Origin of the sequence: Pseudomonas sp. W2I6, assembly GCF_030815935.1 — a bacterium.
In the GTDB taxonomy this organism is placed as follows: domain Bacteria; phylum Pseudomonadota; class Gammaproteobacteria; order Pseudomonadales; family Pseudomonadaceae; genus Aquipseudomonas.
Window position 1 is genome coordinate 2200704 of sequence record NZ_JAUSXJ010000001.1, and the last position, 19192, is coordinate 2219895.

The window sequence follows — 19192 nt, forward strand, 5'->3', positions numbered from 1 at the left end:
ACGTACGAGCTGCACAAATCATGAAGCGGGGGATGTAGAAATTTTGTCGGTAACATCCTGGAGACATACCGACCTGTCCGAATAAACGCCTGCGGCTGCTAAAATTATTCCCGGTATTTACGTCTTAACTGAGGTGTTGGCGAAGCTGTCCCTCGTCGCGGTGTTTAATTTGGCTGTGGAGTCTGCGTGATTATTTCCAACGGGTTGTTCAGGGTGTGTGTGGCAGGGGCGTTGCTGGGGCTGAGTCTTTCGGCCACGGCGCGGGTGCAGGAGCAACAGGCCACCGCCGAGATCCGTCGCACCAGCTTTGGTGTCCCGCATATCCGGGCCAACGATGAGCGTGGGCTGGGGTTCGGCATCGGTTATGCCTATGCCCAGGACAACCTGTGCCTGCTGGCCAATGAGGTGGTAACGGTCAATGGCGAGCGTGCCAGGTACTTTGGTCCCGAGCAGGCGACCCTGGAAGGGCGTAACAACCTTGCCAACGACGTGTTCTTCACCTGGCTGAACACCCCCCAGGCCGTTGCGGCATTCTGGAAGGCCCAGCCCCCGGCGATGCAGCAGCGCATTGAAGGGTATGTTGCCGGTTACAACCACTACCTCAAGGAGCGCACTGCCCAGGGTTTGCCGGCGCAGTGCCAGGCGGCCTGGGTACGGCCGATCACGGCCGAAGACCTGGTCAAGCTGACCCGCCGGCTGCTGGTGGAAGGTGGCGTCGGGCAATTTGCCGAGGCCCTGGTGGGGGCCACGCCGCCCAACACCGTCGCCCAGGTGGACAGCAAGGCGTTTGAGGTCGCGGCGGCCAACCAGCAACGTTTCGCCCTGGACCGTGGCAGCAACGCGGTGGCGGTGGGGCGTGACCGTTCGTTCAACAGCCGCGGCATGCTGCTGGCCAACCCGCATTTTCCGTGGGTGGGCGGCATGCGTTTCTACGAGATGCACCTGACCATCCCCGGCCAGCTGGATGTGATGGGCGCTGCGTTGCCGGGCCTGCCGGTGATCAATATCGGCTTCAACCAGCACGTTGCGTGGACGCACACCGTTGATACGTCCAAGCACTTCACCCTGTATCGCCTGACTCTGGACCCCAAGGACCCGACTCGCTATTTGCTGGACGGCAAGTCCGTGCCCATGGATAAAACCACGATCAAGGTAGCGGTAAAAACTGCCGACGGCGGTACCCGGGAACAGTCCCGCACGGTCTACAGCTCGCAGTTCGGCCCCATCGTGCAATGGCCGGGCAAACTCGACTGGGACGCCAAATATGCCTTCAGCCTGCGGGATGCCAACCTGGGCAACGACCGTGTGCTGCAACAGTGGTACGCGATGAACCGCGCGGCGAACCTCAAGGAACTGCAAACCTCGGTACACACCCTGCAGGGTATCCCGTGGGTCAACACGGTGGCAGCGGATGACCAGGGTCAAAGCCTGTACATGAACCTGTCGGTGGTGCCGAACGTCAGCGCGAAAAAACTCGCACAGTGCAGTGACCCACGGGTCGGGCTGCAATTCATCATGCTCGACGGCTCTCGCAGCGCCTGCGCCTGGGACGTGGACCCGCGTGCCGCCCAGGCCGGGATCTTCCCCGCCGAGCAACTGCCGCAACTGGAGCGCACCGACTACGTGCAGCACTCCAATGACTCGGCCTGGCTGGTCAACCCCAAGGCACCCTTGACCGGGTTCTCGCCCGTTATCAGCCAGGACAAGATCGGCTTGGGCCCGCGTGCGCGCTTTGCCTTGCAACGCTTGCAGGAGCTCGACAAGCAACCGATCAAGGTCGCCGACCTGCAGAATATGGTCATGGACAACCAGGTGTATCTTGCCAGCCAGGTGATGCCGGACTTGCTGAAGTTCTGCGCGGGTGCCGATGCCAGCGTGAAATCGGTGTGCGACAGCCTGAAAAACTGGGACCAGCGCGCCAACCTCGACAGCGGCCTGGGCCTGGTGCACTTCATCAACCTGGCGGAGCAACTGGCGCAAGCGCCGGACGCGTGGAAGGTGGGTTTCGATCCGGCACAACCCCTGACCACACCACGTGGACTGGCGGTCGATCGGGCAAACGTGGCCAAGGCGCTGCATGAAGCGATGCTCGCATCAGCTGCCGACGTGGCCAAGCGCGGGCTGACGGCGGACAGCCGCTGGGGTGATATTCAGGTCTCGGGCCAGACACCGATCCACGGCGGCCCGCAAGAGCTGGGGGTTTATAACGCCATGCAAAGCGTGCCTCGGGCCGATGGCAAGCGCGAGGTAGTCAGCGGCAGCAGTTACTTGCAGATCGTGACGTTCGACGAGAAGGGGCCCAATGCCGAAGGTGTGCTGGCATTCTCCTTGTCCAGCGACCCCGCGTCGAAATACTTCAATGACCAGACCCAGGCGTTTTCCGAGAAAAAACTCAGCCCGCTGCCGTTTACCGAACAGCAGATCAAGGCGGACCCGCAGTACCAATTGCAGGTTATCCGTGACAAGGAAGAAGCCGGGCGGTAGGGTAGCCCACCAGGAATACCTGCCCCTTGAGAGAATATTTTTTGAAATCAAGGGGTTGCAAGCCCTGGCAAATGAGTACATAATTGCGCCCATCGAACGCACTGAAGCATTAAAAACTTCAATGTTTTCAATGAGATAGAGTAGAGGCAAGCTTCACATAGCCCACTCAAGTTTGTATGCGGTGAATGTCGGTTGTAAGGCATTGATCGTTTGAGGCCGAGTAGCAAAATGGTTATGCAGCGGATTGCAAATCCGCCTACGCCGGTTCGATTCCGACCTCGGCCTCCACTCTTAGAAACCCCGTAGATTAACGTCTACGGGGTTTTTTATTGAGCTCGAAAAAAAGAACCGCCACCCGGATCTTTTCCATTTTGTCGTTTAGCGATAGCTCCAACGCAGGCATCAATCTTCTTTGCGGTCTTCGGCCGGAGTTCATGAATTGACCCCGGCGATTCCTTCCACGACTACGGTACTAGCGCCCTGGCTCCCCAGCCAATCTCAGTCAGACGCTGTTCCTGAACCTTCTTTCTGAGGCATGTGAATACCCTTGTGCCCATAAAAAGGAGTGTGCGGATGGGTTCTTACTGGAGTGAGGTTGCTGACAGGCCTTCGCGCTTCATCAGCTTCAGCTCCCGACGAATCTACTGGGTAGTACATGGCTCGATGTGGAATCGGAGCCACTCGGTGCAGAATCAGTCGCCCTCATTCAATCTCGCGGCCTGAGCCGCGGCCGAAATCTTCTCAACGGCGAATCTTCAGTGTTCCGCGCCTTCCCATTTTCAAACGACAAATGTAGCCAAATGTACCCGACAGTAAATGTTTCGAAATGTGAAAAAAATGTCCGACATAACTTGGTAATTGAGTTAGATTCCTATTAGCATTCTCGAAATGTTAACGCGCTTGACCCACTCGTCGTAGGAATCCTCGTTTTGAAACATCACTTTTCTGCCAGTCTGTTGCTTGCTGGCGCTTGCAGCGCTGCGTCCCTCGTTCACGCCACCGAAGACTTGACGTTGCCGACTACCCAGATCGAAGCGAGTAGTGAACCTATTGACGGTCCAACCGTGGGCTACAAAAGCAACCCGTCGTCCAGCACTACCCGTCTGGGCTTGACGGACAAGGAAACCCCGCAGGCCGTGACCACCATCACTCGGCAAGCCCTGGATGACTTCAAGATTACGGGCATCAAGGATGCGCTGCGTGCTGCGCCCTCGGTGACCGTGGAGCAAACCGAAACCGATCGTACGGAATTCACCTCGCGCGGCTTCGATATCAACAACTTTGAATACGATGGCGTGGGCATGCCCTTCGTGGGAACCGTATTGGTCGGTGATCAGGACTTGGCCGAGTTCGAGCAGATCGACATCCTGCATGGCGCCAATGGTTTGATGAGCGGGGCTGGCAACCCGTCGGCCACGGTCAATTTCGTACGCAAACGTCCGACCGAGACCTTCCAGGCGCAAATCGATACCAGCGTCAGCTCATGGGATGGCCGTCGTGTGGACGTGGACGTTTCCGGGCCGTTGACGGATACCGGCAGCGTACGCGGCCGCTTCATTTACTCCCACGACAAGGGCAACTCGTGGATGGGTCGATACAGCCATGAGCGCAACGTCGCTGCCGGGTTGTTGGCGTTCGATGTGTCCGATGCCGACACCGTAACCGTGGGTTTCTCCCAGCACGACAGCAATTCAAACGGCAGCACCTGGGGTAACTTGCCGTTGGTGGATAACGATGGCAACGCCATTCACTATGGCAGCCGCAGCTCCAGCATCGGCCAGCCATGGACCTATTGGAACCTGCGTACCCAGCGCACACATTCGCTGAGCTCAAGCATGATTTTGGCAACGGCTGGAACGCTACGGTCACCGCCACGGGCATCACCGAAAAGCAAGACACCAACATGATGTATGTCGCCGGGGTCAGCGGTGATGACGCCTCAGTGTTTGCCGCCAATACCACCAGCGAGGCTCATCAGTTGCTGGGCGAGGCCAAGGTCTCCGGCCCGTTCAGCCTGTTTGGCCGAGAGCATGAGTTGACCCTCGGTGCCGCCTATGGCCGCACCCATCAGAAGGCCCGGGAATACGATGCGGCTGCAGATGGCTACTACGACGTTTCATTCTCGGATGTGCTGGCGGGCAATCTGGCGCATCCGTTGTTCCTGTTTACCAGCGACGCCAATACCCAGAATTTCACGGACACTCAGAAAAGCGTGTACGCCGGTGCCCGATTCAGTCTGGCCGATGATCTTCACTGGATCGCCGGCGCGCGGATGATCAGCCTGGACGCTTCCGGCGACAGCTATGGTTCCGACTACTACACCCGCGCACATGGCAAGGTGACGCCTTACACCGGCCTGGTCTACGACCTGGACAAGCAGTGGAGCGTGTATGGCAGCTGGACGAAAATCTACAGCGCTCAGTACAACCTGGGCAGGGACGGCAAACTGCTTGCTCCGCTTGAAGGCAAAAGCATGGAAGCCGGTGTGAAGGGCAGCTTGCTGGATGACCGCCTCAACGTCACCGCCGCGGCGTTCAAGACCGAACAGCAGAATGTCGCGGAGTATGTCGGCCTGGTGGGTGGCCGGTCCGTTTACGACCCCATGGATTACAAGAGTCACGGAGTAGAGCTGCAAGCCTCTGGCGAAGCGCTACCCGGCCTGGACGTGCTCGCCGGGTATACCTACGTGCGCATCGACAACGACGATGGCGACAAGGCCCGTAAGTATGTGCCAACTCATAGCGTGCGGGGCATGCTCACCTATCGCTTGCCAAGTTTGCCCCAAGCCAAGATCGGTACACGGGTAAGCTGGCAGAGTGCAGTGGAAAACGACACGAACAGTGCCATCCACCAGAACGCCTACGCGTTGCTCGATTTCATGGCCAGCTATGACATCGACAGCAACTGGAGCACGTCGCTGAACCTGAACAACGTCACCGATCGCAAATACCTGCTATCGCTGTACAACAGTGCCACGACCGCCAGCTACGGCGCCCCGCGTAACCTGGTAGCGTCTGTTACCTGGAAATACTGATACCGCCTGGGGGCTCGCTGTGCCTCGTGACGCGCGGCGAGCCTGGCGCTTTAAGGAAAACCACCGAGCATGACTGCACGCACCTTGCGTATCTGGTTTCTGGTCCACAAATGGACCAGCCTGATCGCTACCGTTTTCCTGTTGTTGCTGTGCCTGACGGGGCTGCCACTGATCTTTCATGAAGAGATTGAGCACTACTTCGAGCCGCCGCCGCCCCTGCGCCCGCTGACCGCCGATACACCACCAATCGACTACGACACCGTCATTGCCAGTGCATTGGTGGCGCAGCCGGGGGAGGTCGTGCGTTTTGTCGGTTTCGATCCGGAAAGTCCGCTCGGTACGGTGTACACGGCAACGAGCATTATGCCGCCACCGATCGAGGGGCATTCGCAGTCGTTCGATACACGCACTGGCGAGTTATTTCCCGCGGTGCCGCCAGACGAAGGGTTCATGAACCTGATGTTGCGCCTGCATACCGATTTATTCATGGGGTTGCCCGGTTATCTGTTCCTCGGTTTCATGGGGCTGCTGTTGGTCGCGGCGCTGGTGTCCGGCGTGGTGGTGTACACACCGTTCATGCGCAAGCTGGACTTTGCCACCGTGCGCAACGGGCGCAGTTCACGCTTGAAGTGGCTGGACCTGCATAACGTGCTCGGCATCGTCACCCTCGCCTGGGTGTTGGTGGTGGGGCTGACAGGCGTGATCAATACGCTGGCATTGCCCATTTTCGACTTTTGGCAGAGTGACCAGTTGGCGCAGATGACCGCGCCCTACAAGGATGCGCCGCCGCTGGAGCGCCTCGGGTCGTTGCAAAAAGCGCTGGATACCGCGCGTAAGGCGGCGCCAGGCATGGAGCCCAGCTTCATCGCCTTTCCCGGTACTCAGTTCAGCAGCCAGCACCATTACGCAGTGTTCATGCGCGGCACCACGCCGCTCACTGCGCGATTGCTCAAGCCGGCCCTGGTGGATGCGAGTACCGGCGAGCTGACCGACATGCGTGAGATGCCGTTGTACGTGAAAACCTTGCTGGTTTCGCAGCCGCTGCATTTTGGTGATTACGGTGGTGTGCCGCTGAAAATCATCTGGACGCTGCTCGATCTCATCAGCATCGTCATCCTCGGCAGTGGGCTCTACCTGTGGCTGAGCCGTCGCAAGGTACCGTTGCAAAAACGCTTGGATGAATTGCATGCCAGCGGGCCGGAAATGGGGGGCCGATCATGAGGCGCGGACTGTGGATGATCTTTCGCTGGCCGCTGTTGCTCTTTGTTTTAAGCCTGTTCGGATTGCTCTCGGCGCTGATTGGTGACGGCGTCTATGACCTGCTTTCATGGCTCAGCCTGGGGGTGCCGTTGGGGCTGGTCGGGGTGGTTTGGCTGCGTTTGCGTTCAGCCAAACGATGATTGGCGCGATCCTCAGCGCCGTCATCAACAGCGCTTCCACTCGGTTGCAGGTCGATTTTCTCCTAGCGGCAACTCACCCACGGAGTTCGCCAGGGCATTGGGCATGCTCAGCGCTGCGACGAAGTCGTGAATGCCGCTGTACTGGGAAAGTCTTCCGCACATGGCCAAGCCCTCAACCTGAAACCTGAGCTTAGACGATGGTTTTCGGGTGAGACATCAGTTCGTTCAGCACACTGCGCAGCCTCTCGGCCTCGCGCGTGCTGAGTCGATCTGAAGTGGTGAGGTTGGCGATCTGCTTCCTCATCGCTGCAGCTTCGGCACCGCGCAGCCTGAGGTATCCGGCAAACTCTTCGTTCTTTGCCTGTGCTTCTGTCAGCATCGCGACCAGGCCGAAGATATCCGCCCGGGCCTTGCGCAGTTGCAGGTTCAGTTCCTGGATCTCGTTCTCGAGCAGCCGGGCATGTTGTTTGTGCATTTCGAGAGGCGTGGGGATGCCAAGCCACCCGCAGGTGTCTTCGTCGATATTCATAGGAGGTATTTCGAGTGCTGTATGTGTATACAGTATTCGAGATTGGGTGAAGTGGAATGCTTGAGGCGACGAACTGCAGGGTTACCCGACGATCAGTCGGGCGCGGGCCTCCCACTCTTTACTATTTACCGGCGGTGATACGCGCCATGAACTGACGCGTCAGGCTGGCAATCTGTTCGGTCTTTTCATCCAGTGCGAAATGCCCCGCGTCCAGAATATGAACCTCGGCCCCCGGCACATCATCCTTGTAGCGCATGGCTCCCGGCACAATGAACGACGGGTCGTATTTTCCCCACATGACCAACATCGGCGGTTGATTGTCTTTCAACCATTGCTGCCATTTTGGGTAAGAGGGCCACGTTGTTCTGGTAGTCCAGCAACAACGCCGACTGTATCGCCCGCTGGCCCGGACGGGATAAGGCGGCAAACTCGTCCTCCCAAGCATCAGGGTTGTAACGCTCGGGATGAGGGCTGGTGCCCAGGTGGCGCTGCTTCGTGCCTTCGTACCCCGTGAACCCATCGACTTGTTCGGGATGTTCGGCGGGAGCCTTCCAGTACTTGGCGATGTTCGCCCATTTGGCACCCAGGCCTTCGTCATAGGCATTGGCGTTCTGGATGATGATGCCGTGCAGTTTTTGCGGCGCGTTGAGGATCATCCGAAAGCCTACCGGGCCGCCGTAGTCCTGCATAAACAGGGTGTATTCATGGATCTGCAATTGCGTGAGCAGCTTGCTCATGGTGTCGGCCAGATGGTCAAACGTGTAGGTGTAAGTCGCGGCCGAGGGCGCGTCGCTTCTGCCGAACCCGGGGTAGTCGGGTGCGATCACGTGATACCGGTCAGCAAGCAGCGGGATCAGCGAATCCCACATGCGCGAAGACGAAGGGTAGCCATGGAGCAGCACCAGGGTCGGCGCGTCCCTGGGGCCGGCCTCGCGATAAAAAACCCTCACGCCGTCCACGCTGGACCAATGATAGCCAGTGGACTCGCTGGTATAGGGGATGGAGGGCACCGGTTCGCTGGCGTGTGCCGGTGCGGTCATCGAAAGAGTGGTCATAAGTGCTCCCAGCGTGCAAAAGGTGGCGATGTTCATTGAGGCCCTGAGCTCTGATTTGCGCATTTCCCGGTGAAATGCAGCTGCGATCAGAGTGAGCGCATCCGGGAACTCACACCATTGGCCCAATGACCATTTTTCATTAGAATCGGGCCAATCTCGATCAGGCCCGCCCTATGAAAAGAAGTGTGAAAGTTGCAGTCATCGCCTTTAACGGCATCAGCCCCTTTCACCTTTCTGTGCCGTGCCTCGTATTTGGTAAAGATCGCCGAGTGGGGGATTCGCCCTGGTTCGAATTGGTGGGTGTGTGCGGGTGAAGAAGGGGCGCTGGTTACCAACGCCGGTTTCGCGATCCACTGTGACCATGGTTTGGACCAGGTTGCAGGAGCTGACATCGTCATCATTCCCAGCTGGCGGGACGTCACCGAAAGGCCGCCGAGCGCACTCCTCGAAACGCTTCAGGCAGCCCATGAACGAGGCGCGCTGGTGGTCGGCCTGTGCCTGGGGGCGTTCGTGCTTGCCCATGCGGGCCTGCTGTGCGACAAGCGGGCAACCACGCACTGGGCGTGGGCGGCGCATCTGGCGCGAGATTTCCCACGCATTGAAGTGGACCCCAAAGTGCTCTATGTCGAGGCGCAGCAAATCCTGACCTCTGCAGGCGTGGCCGCAGGGCTCGATTGCTGTATTCATATCGTCAGGCGGATCTACGGGCGGGGGGTTGCCAACGCGTTGGCGCGTCAACTGCTGGTTTCCCCCCATCGCGACGGAGGCCAGGCCCAGTTCATCAGCCAGCCTGTTCCTCAAGGCGCAAGCGACCAGCGTCTCGGCCAGTTGCTGGACTGGCTTCGGGCAAACCTGGAACAACCGTTGTCAATCGATCAAGTGGCGACGAGGCTGGCGATGAGTCGACGCAGTTTCACCCGGCACTTCAAGCAACTGACCGGCTCGACGTTTGGCAAGTGGCTCACGAATGAGCGAATCAAGGCCGTCCAACTGCAACTTGAAACAACCGATCATAGCGTCGAATCGATCGCTGACGCTTGCGGGTTTGGTACAAGCCTGTCGTTACGTCAGCACTTTTTCTCGATCGTGGGCGTGAGCCCCACAACTTACCGGAAGGCTTATCATCGATAGGGGAGGTACCTGTAATTTCCGGGTTCCGATTCCCGTTCGCTGACGTGCAGCGACGGAGCGAAAACTGGCCAGTGATTCCTGCGGGTACAAGGCCGAAAAGCTCTCCAGGCAACCTCCCGCAAGTGAAAGCGATTGGCCTCGGGCTGGCAGTTTCCTTTTGACTGACTAACCTTCTACGCAACGGCCATCCTTGTACAAGTGTCAAGGGTCTACCTCAGGGACCTGAACCGGCGCGCTGGGTTGGCAAGTCATAAGGAGAGCTTCATGAATGGACTTATCTCAAGAGTCTTACTGGCGTTGACGACACTGGCCTGGGTGTCCGGCTCCCAGGCCGCGACCACTGTCACCGGGCAAATCAGTGCGTCGCTGATATTGATCAACAGTTGCCTGGTCAACGGCGTGGGAGGCACCACAGGCTTGAATTTCGGTGCGTTGAACTTTGGTACGGCCAACACCCTGTATACCGAGGCTGATGGGCAAGTGCTGGGCGGCGGCGGGGCGCCTTTGTCTATTCAATGCTCGGCGGGTACTTCGCCGGTATTGACCATCACGTCCGGCGCCAATGATGGCAAATCCACCGGTGGAACGCGTGCCCTGGCAGACGGTGCCGGCCACTTTGCGCCCTATGACATCTACACCGACGCCGCCCACACGCAAATTCTTGCCAACAACGGCACTATCAATCTCGCGGCCAGCACCGGGGTTGCGCAAACCGTGAATATTTACGGTAAATCCCCAGGCAAGGTGGGTTTGCCGGCCGGCACTTATACCGACACGATTGCGGTCACGCTGACGTTTTGAATATGAGGTATATCGCTTGCGGCAATCTTCGGATGCCAAGGGAAATAATTTATTTGCTGTTCCATTTTGAACTCCGTCTTCCATTTTTGAGCGGGAGACGGCATAGATTTATTGATTTTTAAATTGATCTCTACCTGTATCGCATTCACACCCCTAAAGCCATCTACGGGATGACAGGAGTTGGATGATCAGGTGCATGCATCATGTTAATATCGCCACCCCTCGTGACCGAGGGGCCTCTGGCGGGCAGGCTGGTCGAGAGAAAATCCACTTGTTTCCTGAGATTTATAGCTTGATGTGCCATTTTTAACGTCCATGGCATGATTTCATGGGCGTTAATCAGCCGATATTCATTTTTCCATTTAAAGCTGCGCTTGCTATGGCAGCAGTTCAGAAACTATACGCCTCAAAAGGAAGAGTCATGGCCGTACCACGCATTATTTTCCCAATAGCCATTGCTGTTGTCGTGCTCGGAGCCGGCACGCTGATCTATCAGGGCCTCAACGGCACAAGCAGCTCGCTGAGCTGCGCAGATGATTTCTCGCAAGCCACGGTTATCGAGGGTGTTAAAGGTACAGTTGCCGGCGACACTACACTAGCCACCAGCCAGGCTGGTGAGTCTGGACATATTCCTTTTGCCAAGCCTTACCATTCGGTCTGGTGCAAATGGACTTCGCCAGAAGATGCAAGCTTCACATTTGATACCACAGGCTCAAAATTCGACACCGTGCTTGCCGTTTATAAAAGCACGAGCCTGAATTCGATGCCGGTGGCCGGCACGAACAATAACCAGTCGGAAAATGATGTAACCAGTGCTGTGACTTTTTCAGCCAAGAAGGGTGAAACCTATTCGATTGCCGTCGATGGGTTTGAAGGTGCTTACGGTAAGTACATCCTCAACTGGGCCAAGAAATAAGCGAACATGGCAGCTGTCGGCGGCCATTGGCTAAGGTGAAGGGGGACGACAATCCTCCACACCAGAAAACCCCGTAGATTAACGTCTACGGGGTTTTTTATTGTCTGCCGGTAAGTACGATGGGCGAAAAAACCGCAATCGCGGGCCTTCTCGCAGGGCAGCCCGACTTACTTGAACAAGCCGCCAATTGCGTTGATCGCATCCGCAGCCTTGTTCACGTTTTGCTGGCGCTGAGGGTTAGTGTCCACTTGTGCCTGAGTGTTGTAGGTACTGTTGCTGCAGCTCTTGTTGGTTTGTGTCAGTGCTGCCTGGAACGCGGTCGCGCGCAAGGTATCGCCCTTGGCATTGGCCGCATTGATATTGGTCTGCAGGTCGCGGATCTGTTGCTGGCAGGAGGCACTATTGGCGTTGACGGTGTTGTTGCTGTTGCCGGCACCCCCCAAGGCAGATGACAGGGCACCGGTGAGAGCAGACAGGTCGGCGGCGTGGGCGGTCAAAGTGAACAGGCTGAACAGGGCGGCGGCTGGGGCGAGTTTGGAAAGACGCATGGCAAACCTCAATGTTTTATTGCCTGCGCATCTCCGGGGGCCCGAGCAGGCGCAGAACAATATCCGTATAGAGGTGAGCGCTCGGGTGGGGCGAAATATATTTGGTCAAATTTTGACCTTCAACCGTGAAACTCCATAAATGTGAGTTGTTTCACGTTGTTTGTCTGGCATTGACGACGTATCAAGGTGAGGGCACGAGCCCGAGTGATGCGCGATGCAAGCTGAAACGCCTGGGTGCTTCACTTGGCGCAACAAACACCCGATAGCTTCACCAGCAGTGTCAGCGCGACGATTGCCCAGCCAAAGTTGAGTGCGACAAACATCCATTCCGGCGGATTTGTACCCAGGAAAATCGTCGAGGTCACCGTCAAGAAAACCATCAAAAGACCAATTGGGAGCCAGAACCAGAGGTGTTTCTGGCGCTGGCACACCTCTATGTGCAGCGGGCTATCTTCATGGAGCGTCATGTGTTGTCGGCCTCGGTAACCTGCTGCTTCCCTGCCGATGTTCAGCTCAAGAGCGCTATCCTGAGCAATGAGTCCAGGTGATGCAAGGTGCATTCGCCGTTAGTGTCCATATGAATGGACTCCGGTCCTGCGTATAAGCGTATGGTGGGTGTTAAACACGGTTATTGAGGTACCCACCATGGACGACAAGCTCGGCGCCCGCCTGAAAGAAGAACGCAAGGTCCTTGGGCTTTCCCAGCAGGAGTTTGGTGCGATTGGCGGTGTCGCCGCCAATGCCCAGGTGCATTACGAAAGTGGAGTGCGGCTGCCCAAGTCCGATTACCTGATTGCCCTTCGGCGCAAGGGGGTGGACGTGATTTACGTGCTGACGGGGGAGAGGGCGGCGATCAACCAGGACGACCTGAGTGAAAAGGAGACATCGATTATCAACCAATACCGCACGCTGGACTGCCTGGATCAGGAGGCGATTGCGCAAATCACTTCGTCGCTGTCCGCTGATTAATGGCACAGGGCAAGGAACCGCTTGATGTATAGCTGGCAGTGCATGTGCGCTATTACTGTTTGTTGAATGCCCGGGCCTGATGAAGTGTATGCCCGTATCTCCCGGTAGCTGTACGGGGCGAATACCGACGCAACGTTCTACTGTCTTGGCCACAGTACTTCGTTCGGATGTTGCCCATGTTCATGTCTTCAAGCCTGTTGTCAGCCTTTGCGCTGTTCGCCTTTGTCTCCTCGATTACGCCCGGTCCCAATAACACCATGTTGCTGGCGTCCGGGGTGAACTTCGGTTTTATTCGCTCGATCCCCCATGCACTGGGGATCAGCATTGGCTTCATGTTGTTGGTGATCGCCGTGGGCTTGGGTTTGGGCGAAGTGTTCAAGGCATTGCCGTGGGCCTACACCGTATTGCGCTATGTGGGGGCGGCGTATTTGCTGTACCTGGCGTGGAAGATTGCAACCTCCAGCGCGATGTCCGATGACACCGATGACAAGCGCAAACCCATGACGTTTCTTGGCGCGGCGGCCTTCCAGTGGGTCAACCCCAAGGCCTGGGTCATGGCGCTGGGCGCGATCACCACCTACACGCCTGCCGAGGGTTATGTCACCAACGTGCTGTTGATTGCTGCGGTGTTTGCCCTGGTGAACTTGCCCAGTGTTTGCGTATGGGCCGGCTGCGGCAGCGGCTTGCGCAATGTACTGCGCGAGCCACGCTGGTTGCGGGTGTTCAACTGGTCGATGGCGGGGCTGTTGGTGCTGTCGTTGTATCCGATGTTTTTTGCCGGCTGACACGCCCTCTGACCTCCAGCGGGTCGCGTCAGCAGGCCATGGATCCTAGACCGGTGAGATGGTGGCCAGCAGACCAATTGCGATGGTCAGCGCAAGAAAACCGAACAGGAAAAATGCCATCTTAGCCATAAGGCCTCCGAAATGAACGGGCCGGCAGGACGGTTCCTGCCGGGCTCCACGGGCGTGTCGGGAGTGGGAGTATTGTCAGGGCAGGGCGGTTTTCGATACAGGGGCAGATGCAGAAGAAAAAAGCGTATCAGATGGGCCGGGGCGCCGCAGGAGCAGGAAAGCCGGGGATGATCATTTTGGGGTATCAGGGAATAAACAGCGGCTCAGTAACTTGTGGGCGGGACTGCTGAAGGAACTAACCTTTTGCGTGGAGTATCGTATCCACGATTTTCGTGGGAGGTTGAAGGCGAACTGCGTCGTGCGTGGCTATTCTCAAGCGGCGCTGGGAGGGTTCCTTGAAGTGATTTCATCGGGGCGAGTAGGCAAATGGGCAAGACATTGGCTGCGCTGTCGTTTTTGATGACCCTGGTTTGGGTTTCAGTGGTTATTGCGGTAATGACTTATTTTTCCTGATGCAGGTGGGGCACGGGTGCGGCACCTGGTGAAGCGGTCGGTATCGCCATTGCCCGCTCCCGCCTGCAAAATCTGTAGATGACTGATCTGGCGAGCTTTTTTGTTTGCCAGGGCGCCGCTTGATTGTTTGAAAAAGCCTGCACCCGACCTTGCATCGAGGGGGCTGGATCTATATATTCCCTAGCCTGCTGCAACGCTCAAGGGCTTTTAACGCTGCTTGGCCTGCTGCATAGCGCTACCGCCCGAATGGCGAAACTGGTAGACGCATGGGACTTAAAATCCCCCGCTCGTAAGGGCGTGCCGGTTCGATTCCGGCTTCGGGCACCATCTAAAACCAAGGGTTTGCGGGCGAAAGCTGATGCAAGCCCTTGTTTGTTTCCGGTCGGCAATTTTTCAACAGGTCCGCAATCCACTTCGTTTGCGAGGCTTCCTTGCCTTCTGCGTTGCAGATGCACCGCCGGGTCATCGCAACAGTAGTGCGCTACCTCAACCTCAGTTCTTCGCCCGGCTCAATAGAAATTCGTACCGGCGCTTATCGATAAAGATCGAATAACGTAATCCTCCGTCGCCGCTCGGCTGAAGAATGCTGTGGGTCTTGGATTTATGGAAAGGGTGGCTGTAAAGAGAGGGAAGGTCTGAATAGGCATAACTTTCAAAATGCAGTTCGTCGCCTACCCAATGCACCTCGTTGTACAGAAAGTGCCAGTTTTTGCTGGAGGCCATGTAGAGGTAGGCACTGCCGTTGGGAGCCATGATGACTTCTACCTCTAGCTCGCCTTTGTCATTTGCCCACTTGCCAATATATCGCTCCATACCGGAGTGGGCAGGTATCCCGGGATCCGCTACAAAGTCACTGGCCTTGAAAGGGGTTTTGCGCGCAGCTTCAGCGGCGGCGTTTGGATAAAGGGCACACAGCGGTGCGACGTTACTGACTTTCACGTAGTTGAAGGTCAGGCTCGTATCCGAAACATCCATGCTCAGCGTCATGGTCTGCGGGTCGAATGCCAGGACCTTCAGGTCGAAGTTGTCTGAAGGTGATTTGAGATGGATGACCTTTCCATCGTCGGACACCTTGAAGTCGCTCACTTCTTTTTCCTGGTGCTTCCCGGGTTCAGCGCAGTTGAATGGATGCAAGGTGGCCTTGGCATCTGCGCTGTATTCGACCACGTTGGCAATTCCGTTGCGCAGAGGAACCATGGCCCAGATGCCAACTACGTTATCTTGAGTCGCCAGCGCGTGCGTCGAAGGCTTGGCGCCATGGTTGGCACACCCGGTCATCATCAAGGTGGCCAGGGAAATTGTCAGAACGTTGATCCGCATCGGGCTTATCCATAAGAGTGTTCGCATTGATCCATCTGTCGCGGTTGGCGACTTTCTGGCAGGCAAGCATCATAAGGGATCGTTACGCTACGGTGCAGATCCAGAGGTGATTCTGCCGATAGGGCGCGCGAGTGAAGTGAACATCTGAAACCAGATGCATGCCTCGCTCTTGCAGGGCTTCGGTCAGTTGTACGAGTGTCTCTGCCTGGATAGTCATTGCTGTTACCTCGTCAGATTTACTGCGTTCATAATTCTTGACCGGCCGGGCAACTGGCTAATTCAAATTTTCTACAACGTTGATTGACGTGTGGTTGCTTCAGTTCTTTTGCTCCCGCTCCCAGGATAAGCGCGACCTGAAAATATGCGGGCAGTGGTGCTCATTCACCCGAGGTGACCTACAGTGAGACATCGCGCCGGAATGACATGAGGAGATCCTATGTCCACTTTCAAGCTGACTTCGCGCATCTTCAGTACGCCCCGTCACACAACGCATTATCTGGAATCGGGACCTGCCGACGGGGCATTGATGATGTTCCTGCATGGCTGGCCCGAACTCGGTTTGATCTGGCGTGCACAGATGGAAGCGTTCGCTGCCCAAGGCTGGCACTGCGTCGCACCCGATATGCGCGGCTATGGCGGCTCTTCGGCGCCGGCCGCGATCAATGCGTACACGATTGAAAACATCGTGGCAGACATGACAGAGCTGCATGACCATCTCGGTGGAACGCCCGCCATCTGGGTGGGCCACGATTGGGGCAGCGTCGTGGCCGGTGAACTGGTCGCCCATGAACCTTGGCGCAGCCGCGGCGTTGTGCTGGTTTCGGTTCCGTACTTTCCTTCCACGAACGCGCTGGCGACGCTCATACCGCTGGTTGACCGAGGGATTTACCCGGTCGACCAGTATCCAGACGGCCAATGGGACTATTACCGCTACTACAACACGCATTTTGCGTCCGCCGTGGCTGATCTTGACGCGGACAAAGCAGCATCGCTGGCGTCGATTTATCGAAGAGGCGACCCTGCAAGCATCGCCAGGGTCGCCTCCAATGCCGAAGTGACCCGCAAAGGCGGGCGGTTTGGCGAAGCGCACCGGGCTCCCCCGACCCCGCCAGACCCGGCGCTCTGGCCCGAGACGGACTTCGCGGTACTGGTGCGCACGTTCGAGGAGCATGGTTTCCGCACGCCCTGCGCGTGGTATCTGAACGACGACGCCAACATCGAATATGCCCATCGCGCACCCGATGGCGGCCGCCTGTCCATGCCCGTCCTGTTTGTGAACGGTGATTACGACCCGATGAATACCATCAACGGCAATCAGTTGGGCGATCCAATGCGCGCGGCCTGCGCAGACCTCACAGTGACGAGCCTGCCTGGCGGGCATTGGCTGCCGGTGGAGTGCAAGACCGAACTCGTTGCGGCCATAAGTCGCTGGCTGATGCTCGCGAAATTCGTGCCCCATCAGTAAGCCCGGATCACACCTTGGGATGGGTGAGTCGGGGACCGGCACGCGTGCCGGTAGTCAGCGTCGTGGCTTGTGATCAACTGCGTTTTGGCTTCTTTCTTGACCGGGTTTGCCGTGATGAGATCTCGATCCACGTCGGCGCATGATCACTGGCATGCTCTTCACCCCGTACCCATGCATCTACGCCGACGTTTTTCAGGTACGGCGCGAGTACCGGGTTGAGCAGCAGATGGTCGATGCGCAGCCCGGAATTCTTCTGCCAATGCTGACGGAAATAATCCCAAAACGTGTACACCCGCTCTTCCGGGTACAGGTGCCTCAGCGAGTCGATCCAGCCCTGGGAAAGCAGCCTTTGAAAGCACTCACGGCTTTCTGGCTGGAGGAGGGCATCCTTGAGCCATGAGCGGGTGTTGTAGATGTCCAGGTCGGTGGGCACCACGTTGTAGTCACCCGCGAGGACCACCGGATGTTCGCTGGCCTGCAGTGTTGCAGCGTGGGAGATCAGGTGCTCGAACCACGCGAGCTTGTAATCAAATTTTGGCCCGGGTTGAGGGTTGCCGTTGGGCAGGTACAGGCATCCGACAATCACGCCATGGACAGCCGCTTCCAGGTATCGAGACTGCGAGTCGTCCTTGGCTCCCGGCAGGCCCTTATGGATCAAAAGAGGTTCGGAATCCCGCGCGAGAATTGCCACTCCGTTCCAGGATGCCTGGCCATGGTGCAATGAGCCATAGCCCGCCGCCTCAAGTTCTCCAGCGGGGAACGCGTTGTCCTGCGCCTTCAGTTCCTGCAGGCAGACGATGTCCGGGCGCTCCTTTTCCAGCCACTGCAGAAGGTTGGGCAGTCGCGTCTTTATGCCGTTGACGTTGAATGTCGCGATCTTGAGGTTCTGCATGGCGTCGGTCCTTCAATGTGCCGGGTGTTCGGCCACCGTGGGGGTAGGGGGACTACCCTTGCTCATTTGGCGATGTCCCCTATACCGGTTTAGTCGCAAAGCCTCTTTTCGACTACACCAAACCTGTGTTGCTCCATAAATAACAGGAACCGGTCTTTGAACGACCATTGGTGTCATTCGTGAACCGCCTGGGCAAATCCAGCAGCAATCACCTGCCTGTGTGAAACGCCCGGCGGTCGACTTTACCCGACCTTGATGACCACTTTGCCAAAGGCGCCCCTCGCCAAGTGTTCGTATGCCTGGCGCGCTTGATCGAAGGCGTACACACGGTCGATTACCGGGCGAATCCTGTGCTCGCTAAGGAACGCGTTCATGCGGTCGAACGATGAGCGCGGCGCTACGGCAATGCCGCGAATGGTTGTTTGCCGGAATATCATCGGCATCAGGTTCAATGCAGACGTCTGGCCCGTCAGGAATCCGATCTGGGCGATACGTCCACCGACCCTGGTCGCGGCGATCGATTGATTGATGCCATCTCCGCCTGCGACGTCCAGGAGCAGGTCCACGCCCTTGCCATCGGTGAGTTTCAGGACTTCCTCTGCCCAGCCAGGATGCGTGCGATAGTTCACACTGGCGACCGCCCCCAGTTTTTTCATAGCCTCCAGATTTTCATCCCGACTGGAGGTGACAATAACCTTGGCGCCGAGGGCGGTTGCGATTTGCGCAGCGAAAACCGAAACCCCACCGGTACCTTGAACCAGCACCGTTTGGCCCGCCTCGACCTGGCCGAAATCAACCAGCGCGTACCAGGCCGTCAATGCGGCAATCGGAAGAGTCGCGGCTTCCTCATCCGACAGGTTGTCGGGGACACGTACTGCGCTGTCCTCATGGATGATCATGTATTGCGCCAGGCCGCCGGGCAAAGGCGAGCCGAAGCAGTAGTCGGGTTCATCCGGCCCAGGCATGCCGTCCAGCCAGCGGGAGTAGAGATGCGAGTTGACCCGGTCGCCAATAGCGAAACGGCTGACACCGTCACCTGTTGCTACGACAACGCCTGCCGCGTCGCTGACGGGAATCAATGGCTTGGGCACCTTGTGGGGCTCGTAGATGCCATCGACGATGGCCTTGTCCCGGAAGTTCAGCGAAACGGCCCCCACCTTTACCAGCAGCTCTCCCGCCTTGGGGACGGGGGTCTCGGCGTCCCCTTGTACCAGGTTGTCCAAACCGAAATCTTTCAGAAGCCACGCTTTCATTTTCTGTCTCCAGCAACGGTGAATGGGC

Annotated in this window: 17 protein-coding genes, 2 tRNA genes and 2 pseudogenes; 12 read left to right on the forward strand and 9 right to left on the reverse strand. The window is 57.6% G+C overall.

Features of this window, described 5'->3' with window-relative positions:
• The first annotated feature begins 186 nt into the window (after nucleotides 1-186).
• The 5 genes and pseudogenes from QF039_RS10400 (at nucleotide 187) to QF039_RS10420 (ending at nucleotide 6918) form a co-directional block, all read left to right on the forward strand.
• Nucleotides 187-2484 (forward strand): acylase, encoded by a 2298-nt coding sequence (locus QF039_RS10400; RefSeq protein WP_307517887.1) that lies wholly within the window; start codon nucleotides 187-189, stop codon nucleotides 2482-2484.
• Between the two features lie 214 nt (nucleotides 2485-2698).
• Nucleotides 2699-2772, forward strand: a tRNA-Cys gene (locus tag QF039_RS10405).
• A 668-nt stretch (nucleotides 2773-3440) separates the two neighbouring features.
• Nucleotides 3441-5518: pseudogene (locus QF039_RS10410) on the forward strand (TonB-dependent siderophore receptor).
• Nucleotides 5519-5587: 69 nt separating this feature from the next.
• A complete protein-coding gene (locus tag QF039_RS10415; protein WP_003207680.1) occupies nucleotides 5588-6739 on the forward strand; it encodes a PepSY domain-containing protein in 1152 nt (383 codons plus the stop codon).
• Nucleotides 6736-6918 (forward strand): hypothetical protein, encoded by a 183-nt coding sequence (locus QF039_RS10420; RefSeq protein WP_023658797.1) that lies wholly within the window; start codon nucleotides 6736-6738, stop codon nucleotides 6916-6918. Before QF039_RS10415 ends, QF039_RS10420 begins: the two co-directional genes overlap by 4 nt.
• A 63-nt stretch (nucleotides 6919-6981) precedes the next feature.
• On the opposite strand, the pseudogene QF039_RS10425 reads toward QF039_RS10420, so the two are convergent.
• From QF039_RS10425 to QF039_RS10440, 4 genes and pseudogenes are all read right to left on the reverse strand, one after another.
• A pseudogene (locus QF039_RS10425) lies at nucleotides 6982-7080 on the reverse strand (DUF159 family protein); the annotation flags it as partial.
• 28 nt (nucleotides 7081-7108) lie between these two features.
• On the reverse strand, nucleotides 7109-7447 hold the full coding sequence (locus QF039_RS10430) for a hypothetical protein (RefSeq protein WP_008435088.1): 339 nt from the start codon (nucleotides 7445-7447) through the stop codon (nucleotides 7109-7111).
• Nucleotides 7448-7568: 121 nt separating this feature from the next.
• Nucleotides 7569-7703 carry a hypothetical protein gene (locus tag QF039_RS10435; RefSeq protein ID WP_307517894.1) on the reverse strand — a complete coding sequence of 45 codons (135 nt, stop codon included), beginning with the start codon at nucleotides 7701-7703 and terminating at the stop codon, nucleotides 7569-7571.
• The gene (locus QF039_RS10440; protein ID WP_307517896.1) at nucleotides 7687-8502 is read right to left on the reverse strand and encodes an alpha/beta hydrolase family protein; all 816 of its coding nucleotides are present in this window, start codon (nucleotides 8500-8502) and stop codon (nucleotides 7687-7689) included. The genes QF039_RS10435 and QF039_RS10440 overlap by 17 nt, the downstream gene beginning before the upstream one ends.
• Before the next feature lie 252 nt (nucleotides 8503-8754).
• On the opposite strand from QF039_RS10440, the gene QF039_RS10445 reads away from it, so the two are divergent.
• The 3 genes from QF039_RS10445 (at nucleotide 8755) to QF039_RS10455 (ending at nucleotide 11350) form a co-directional block, all read left to right on the forward strand.
• On the forward strand, nucleotides 8755-9633 hold the full coding sequence (locus QF039_RS10445; RefSeq protein ID WP_307517898.1) for a GlxA family transcriptional regulator: 879 nt from the start codon (nucleotides 8755-8757) through the stop codon (nucleotides 9631-9633).
• Between the two features lie 264 nt (nucleotides 9634-9897).
• Nucleotides 9898-10434 carry a spore coat protein U domain-containing protein gene (locus QF039_RS10450; protein ID WP_032899364.1) on the forward strand — a complete coding sequence of 179 codons (537 nt, stop codon included), beginning with the start codon at nucleotides 9898-9900 and terminating at the stop codon, nucleotides 10432-10434.
• A gap of 328 nt (nucleotides 10435-10762) precedes the next feature.
• On the forward strand, nucleotides 10763-11350 hold the full coding sequence (locus tag QF039_RS10455; RefSeq protein ID WP_177020016.1) for a hypothetical protein: 588 nt from the start codon (nucleotides 10763-10765) through the stop codon (nucleotides 11348-11350).
• A gap of 167 nt (nucleotides 11351-11517) precedes the next feature.
• Here the strand turns inward: QF039_RS10455 and QF039_RS10460 are convergent, their stop codons facing one another.
• Nucleotides 11518-11898 (reverse strand): DUF1090 family protein, encoded by a 381-nt coding sequence (locus QF039_RS10460; RefSeq protein WP_177021944.1) that lies wholly within the window; start codon nucleotides 11896-11898, stop codon nucleotides 11518-11520.
• 239 nt (nucleotides 11899-12137) lie between these two features.
• Entirely contained in the window at nucleotides 12138-12458 is a 321-nt protein-coding gene (locus QF039_RS10465) for a hypothetical protein (RefSeq protein WP_177070483.1), read from the reverse strand.
• A gap of 85 nt (nucleotides 12459-12543) precedes the next feature.
• Here QF039_RS10465 and QF039_RS10470 point away from each other — a divergent pair, with 85 nt between their 5' ends.
• The 3 genes from QF039_RS10470 to QF039_RS10480 all read left to right on the forward strand — a co-directional run bounded on the left by QF039_RS10470 (nucleotide 12544) and on the right by QF039_RS10480 (nucleotide 14561).
• Nucleotides 12544-12867, forward strand: coding sequence for a helix-turn-helix domain-containing protein (locus tag QF039_RS10470; RefSeq protein WP_177028201.1), 324 nt, complete (start codon nucleotides 12544-12546; stop codon nucleotides 12865-12867).
• Nucleotides 12868-13043: 176 nt separating this feature from the next.
• The gene (locus tag QF039_RS10475; protein WP_177039929.1) at nucleotides 13044-13652 is read left to right on the forward strand and encodes a LysE family translocator; all 609 of its coding nucleotides are present in this window, start codon (nucleotides 13044-13046) and stop codon (nucleotides 13650-13652) included.
• Nucleotides 13653-14474: 822 nt separating this feature from the next.
• Nucleotides 14475-14561 (forward strand) — tRNA-Leu (locus tag QF039_RS10480).
• Between the two features lie 165 nt (nucleotides 14562-14726).
• Here QF039_RS10480 and QF039_RS10485 read toward each other — a convergent pair.
• Nucleotides 14727-15554, reverse strand: coding sequence for a hypothetical protein (locus tag QF039_RS10485; protein WP_307517908.1), 828 nt, complete (start codon nucleotides 15552-15554; stop codon nucleotides 14727-14729).
• Between the two features lie 436 nt (nucleotides 15555-15990).
• On the opposite strand from QF039_RS10485, the gene QF039_RS10490 reads away from it, so the two are divergent.
• Nucleotides 15991-17019, forward strand: a complete 1029-nt coding sequence (locus tag QF039_RS10490; protein WP_307517910.1) for an alpha/beta fold hydrolase — start codon at nucleotides 15991-15993, stop codon at nucleotides 17017-17019.
• 73 nt (nucleotides 17020-17092) lie between these two features.
• Here the strand turns inward: QF039_RS10490 and xth are convergent, their stop codons facing one another.
• Both xth and QF039_RS10500 read right to left on the reverse strand, forming a co-directional pair.
• On the reverse strand, nucleotides 17093-17911 hold the full coding sequence (xth, locus tag QF039_RS10495; RefSeq protein WP_102368989.1) for an exodeoxyribonuclease III: 819 nt from the start codon (nucleotides 17909-17911) through the stop codon (nucleotides 17093-17095).
• A 242-nt stretch (nucleotides 17912-18153) separates the two neighbouring features.
• Entirely contained in the window at nucleotides 18154-19164 is a 1011-nt protein-coding gene (locus QF039_RS10500; protein ID WP_102368990.1) for an NAD(P)-dependent alcohol dehydrogenase, read from the reverse strand.
• Nucleotides 19165-19192 lie beyond the last annotated feature (28 nt).

Bases quoted from the DNA above. Each gene is read 5' to 3' on its own strand.
- QF039_RS10415 (WP_003207680.1), top strand. From the start codon at position 5,588: ATGACTGCACGCACCTTGCGTATCTGGTTTCTGGTCCACAAATGGACC.
- QF039_RS10420 (WP_023658797.1), top strand. From the start codon at position 6,736: ATGAGGCGCGGACTGTGGATGATCTTTCGCTGGCCGCTGTTGCTCTTT.
- QF039_RS10430 (WP_008435088.1), bottom strand. From the start codon at position 7,447: ATGAATATCGACGAAGACACCTGCGGGTGGCTTGGCATCCCCACGCCT.
- QF039_RS10435 (WP_307517894.1), bottom strand. From the start codon at position 7,703: ATGCGCTACAAGGATGATGTGCCGGGGGCCGAGGTTCATATTCTGGAC.
- QF039_RS10440 (WP_307517896.1), bottom strand. From the start codon at position 8,502: ATGACCACTCTTTCGATGACCGCACCGGCACACGCCAGCGAACCGGTG.
- QF039_RS10450 (WP_032899364.1), top strand. From the start codon at position 9,898: ATGAATGGACTTATCTCAAGAGTCTTACTGGCGTTGACGACACTGGCC.
- QF039_RS10455 (WP_177020016.1), top strand. From the start codon at position 10,763: ATGGGCGTTAATCAGCCGATATTCATTTTTCCATTTAAAGCTGCGCTT.
- QF039_RS10460 (WP_177021944.1), bottom strand. From the start codon at position 11,898: ATGCGTCTTTCCAAACTCGCCCCAGCCGCCGCCCTGTTCAGCCTGTTC.
- QF039_RS10465 (WP_177070483.1), bottom strand. From the start codon at position 12,458: ATGCACCTTGCATCACCTGGACTCATTGCTCAGGATAGCGCTCTTGAG.
- QF039_RS10470 (WP_177028201.1), top strand. From the start codon at position 12,544: ATGGACGACAAGCTCGGCGCCCGCCTGAAAGAAGAACGCAAGGTCCTT.
- QF039_RS10475 (WP_177039929.1), top strand. From the start codon at position 13,044: ATGTTCATGTCTTCAAGCCTGTTGTCAGCCTTTGCGCTGTTCGCCTTT.
- QF039_RS10485 (WP_307517908.1), bottom strand. From the start codon at position 15,554: ATGCGGATCAACGTTCTGACAATTTCCCTGGCCACCTTGATGATGACC.
- QF039_RS10490 (WP_307517910.1), top strand. From the start codon at position 15,991: ATGTCCACTTTCAAGCTGACTTCGCGCATCTTCAGTACGCCCCGTCAC.
- xth (WP_102368989.1), bottom strand. From the start codon at position 17,911: ATGCAGAACCTCAAGATCGCGACATTCAACGTCAACGGCATAAAGACG.
- QF039_RS10500 (WP_102368990.1), bottom strand. From the start codon at position 19,164: ATGAAAGCGTGGCTTCTGAAAGATTTCGGTTTGGACAACCTGGTACAA.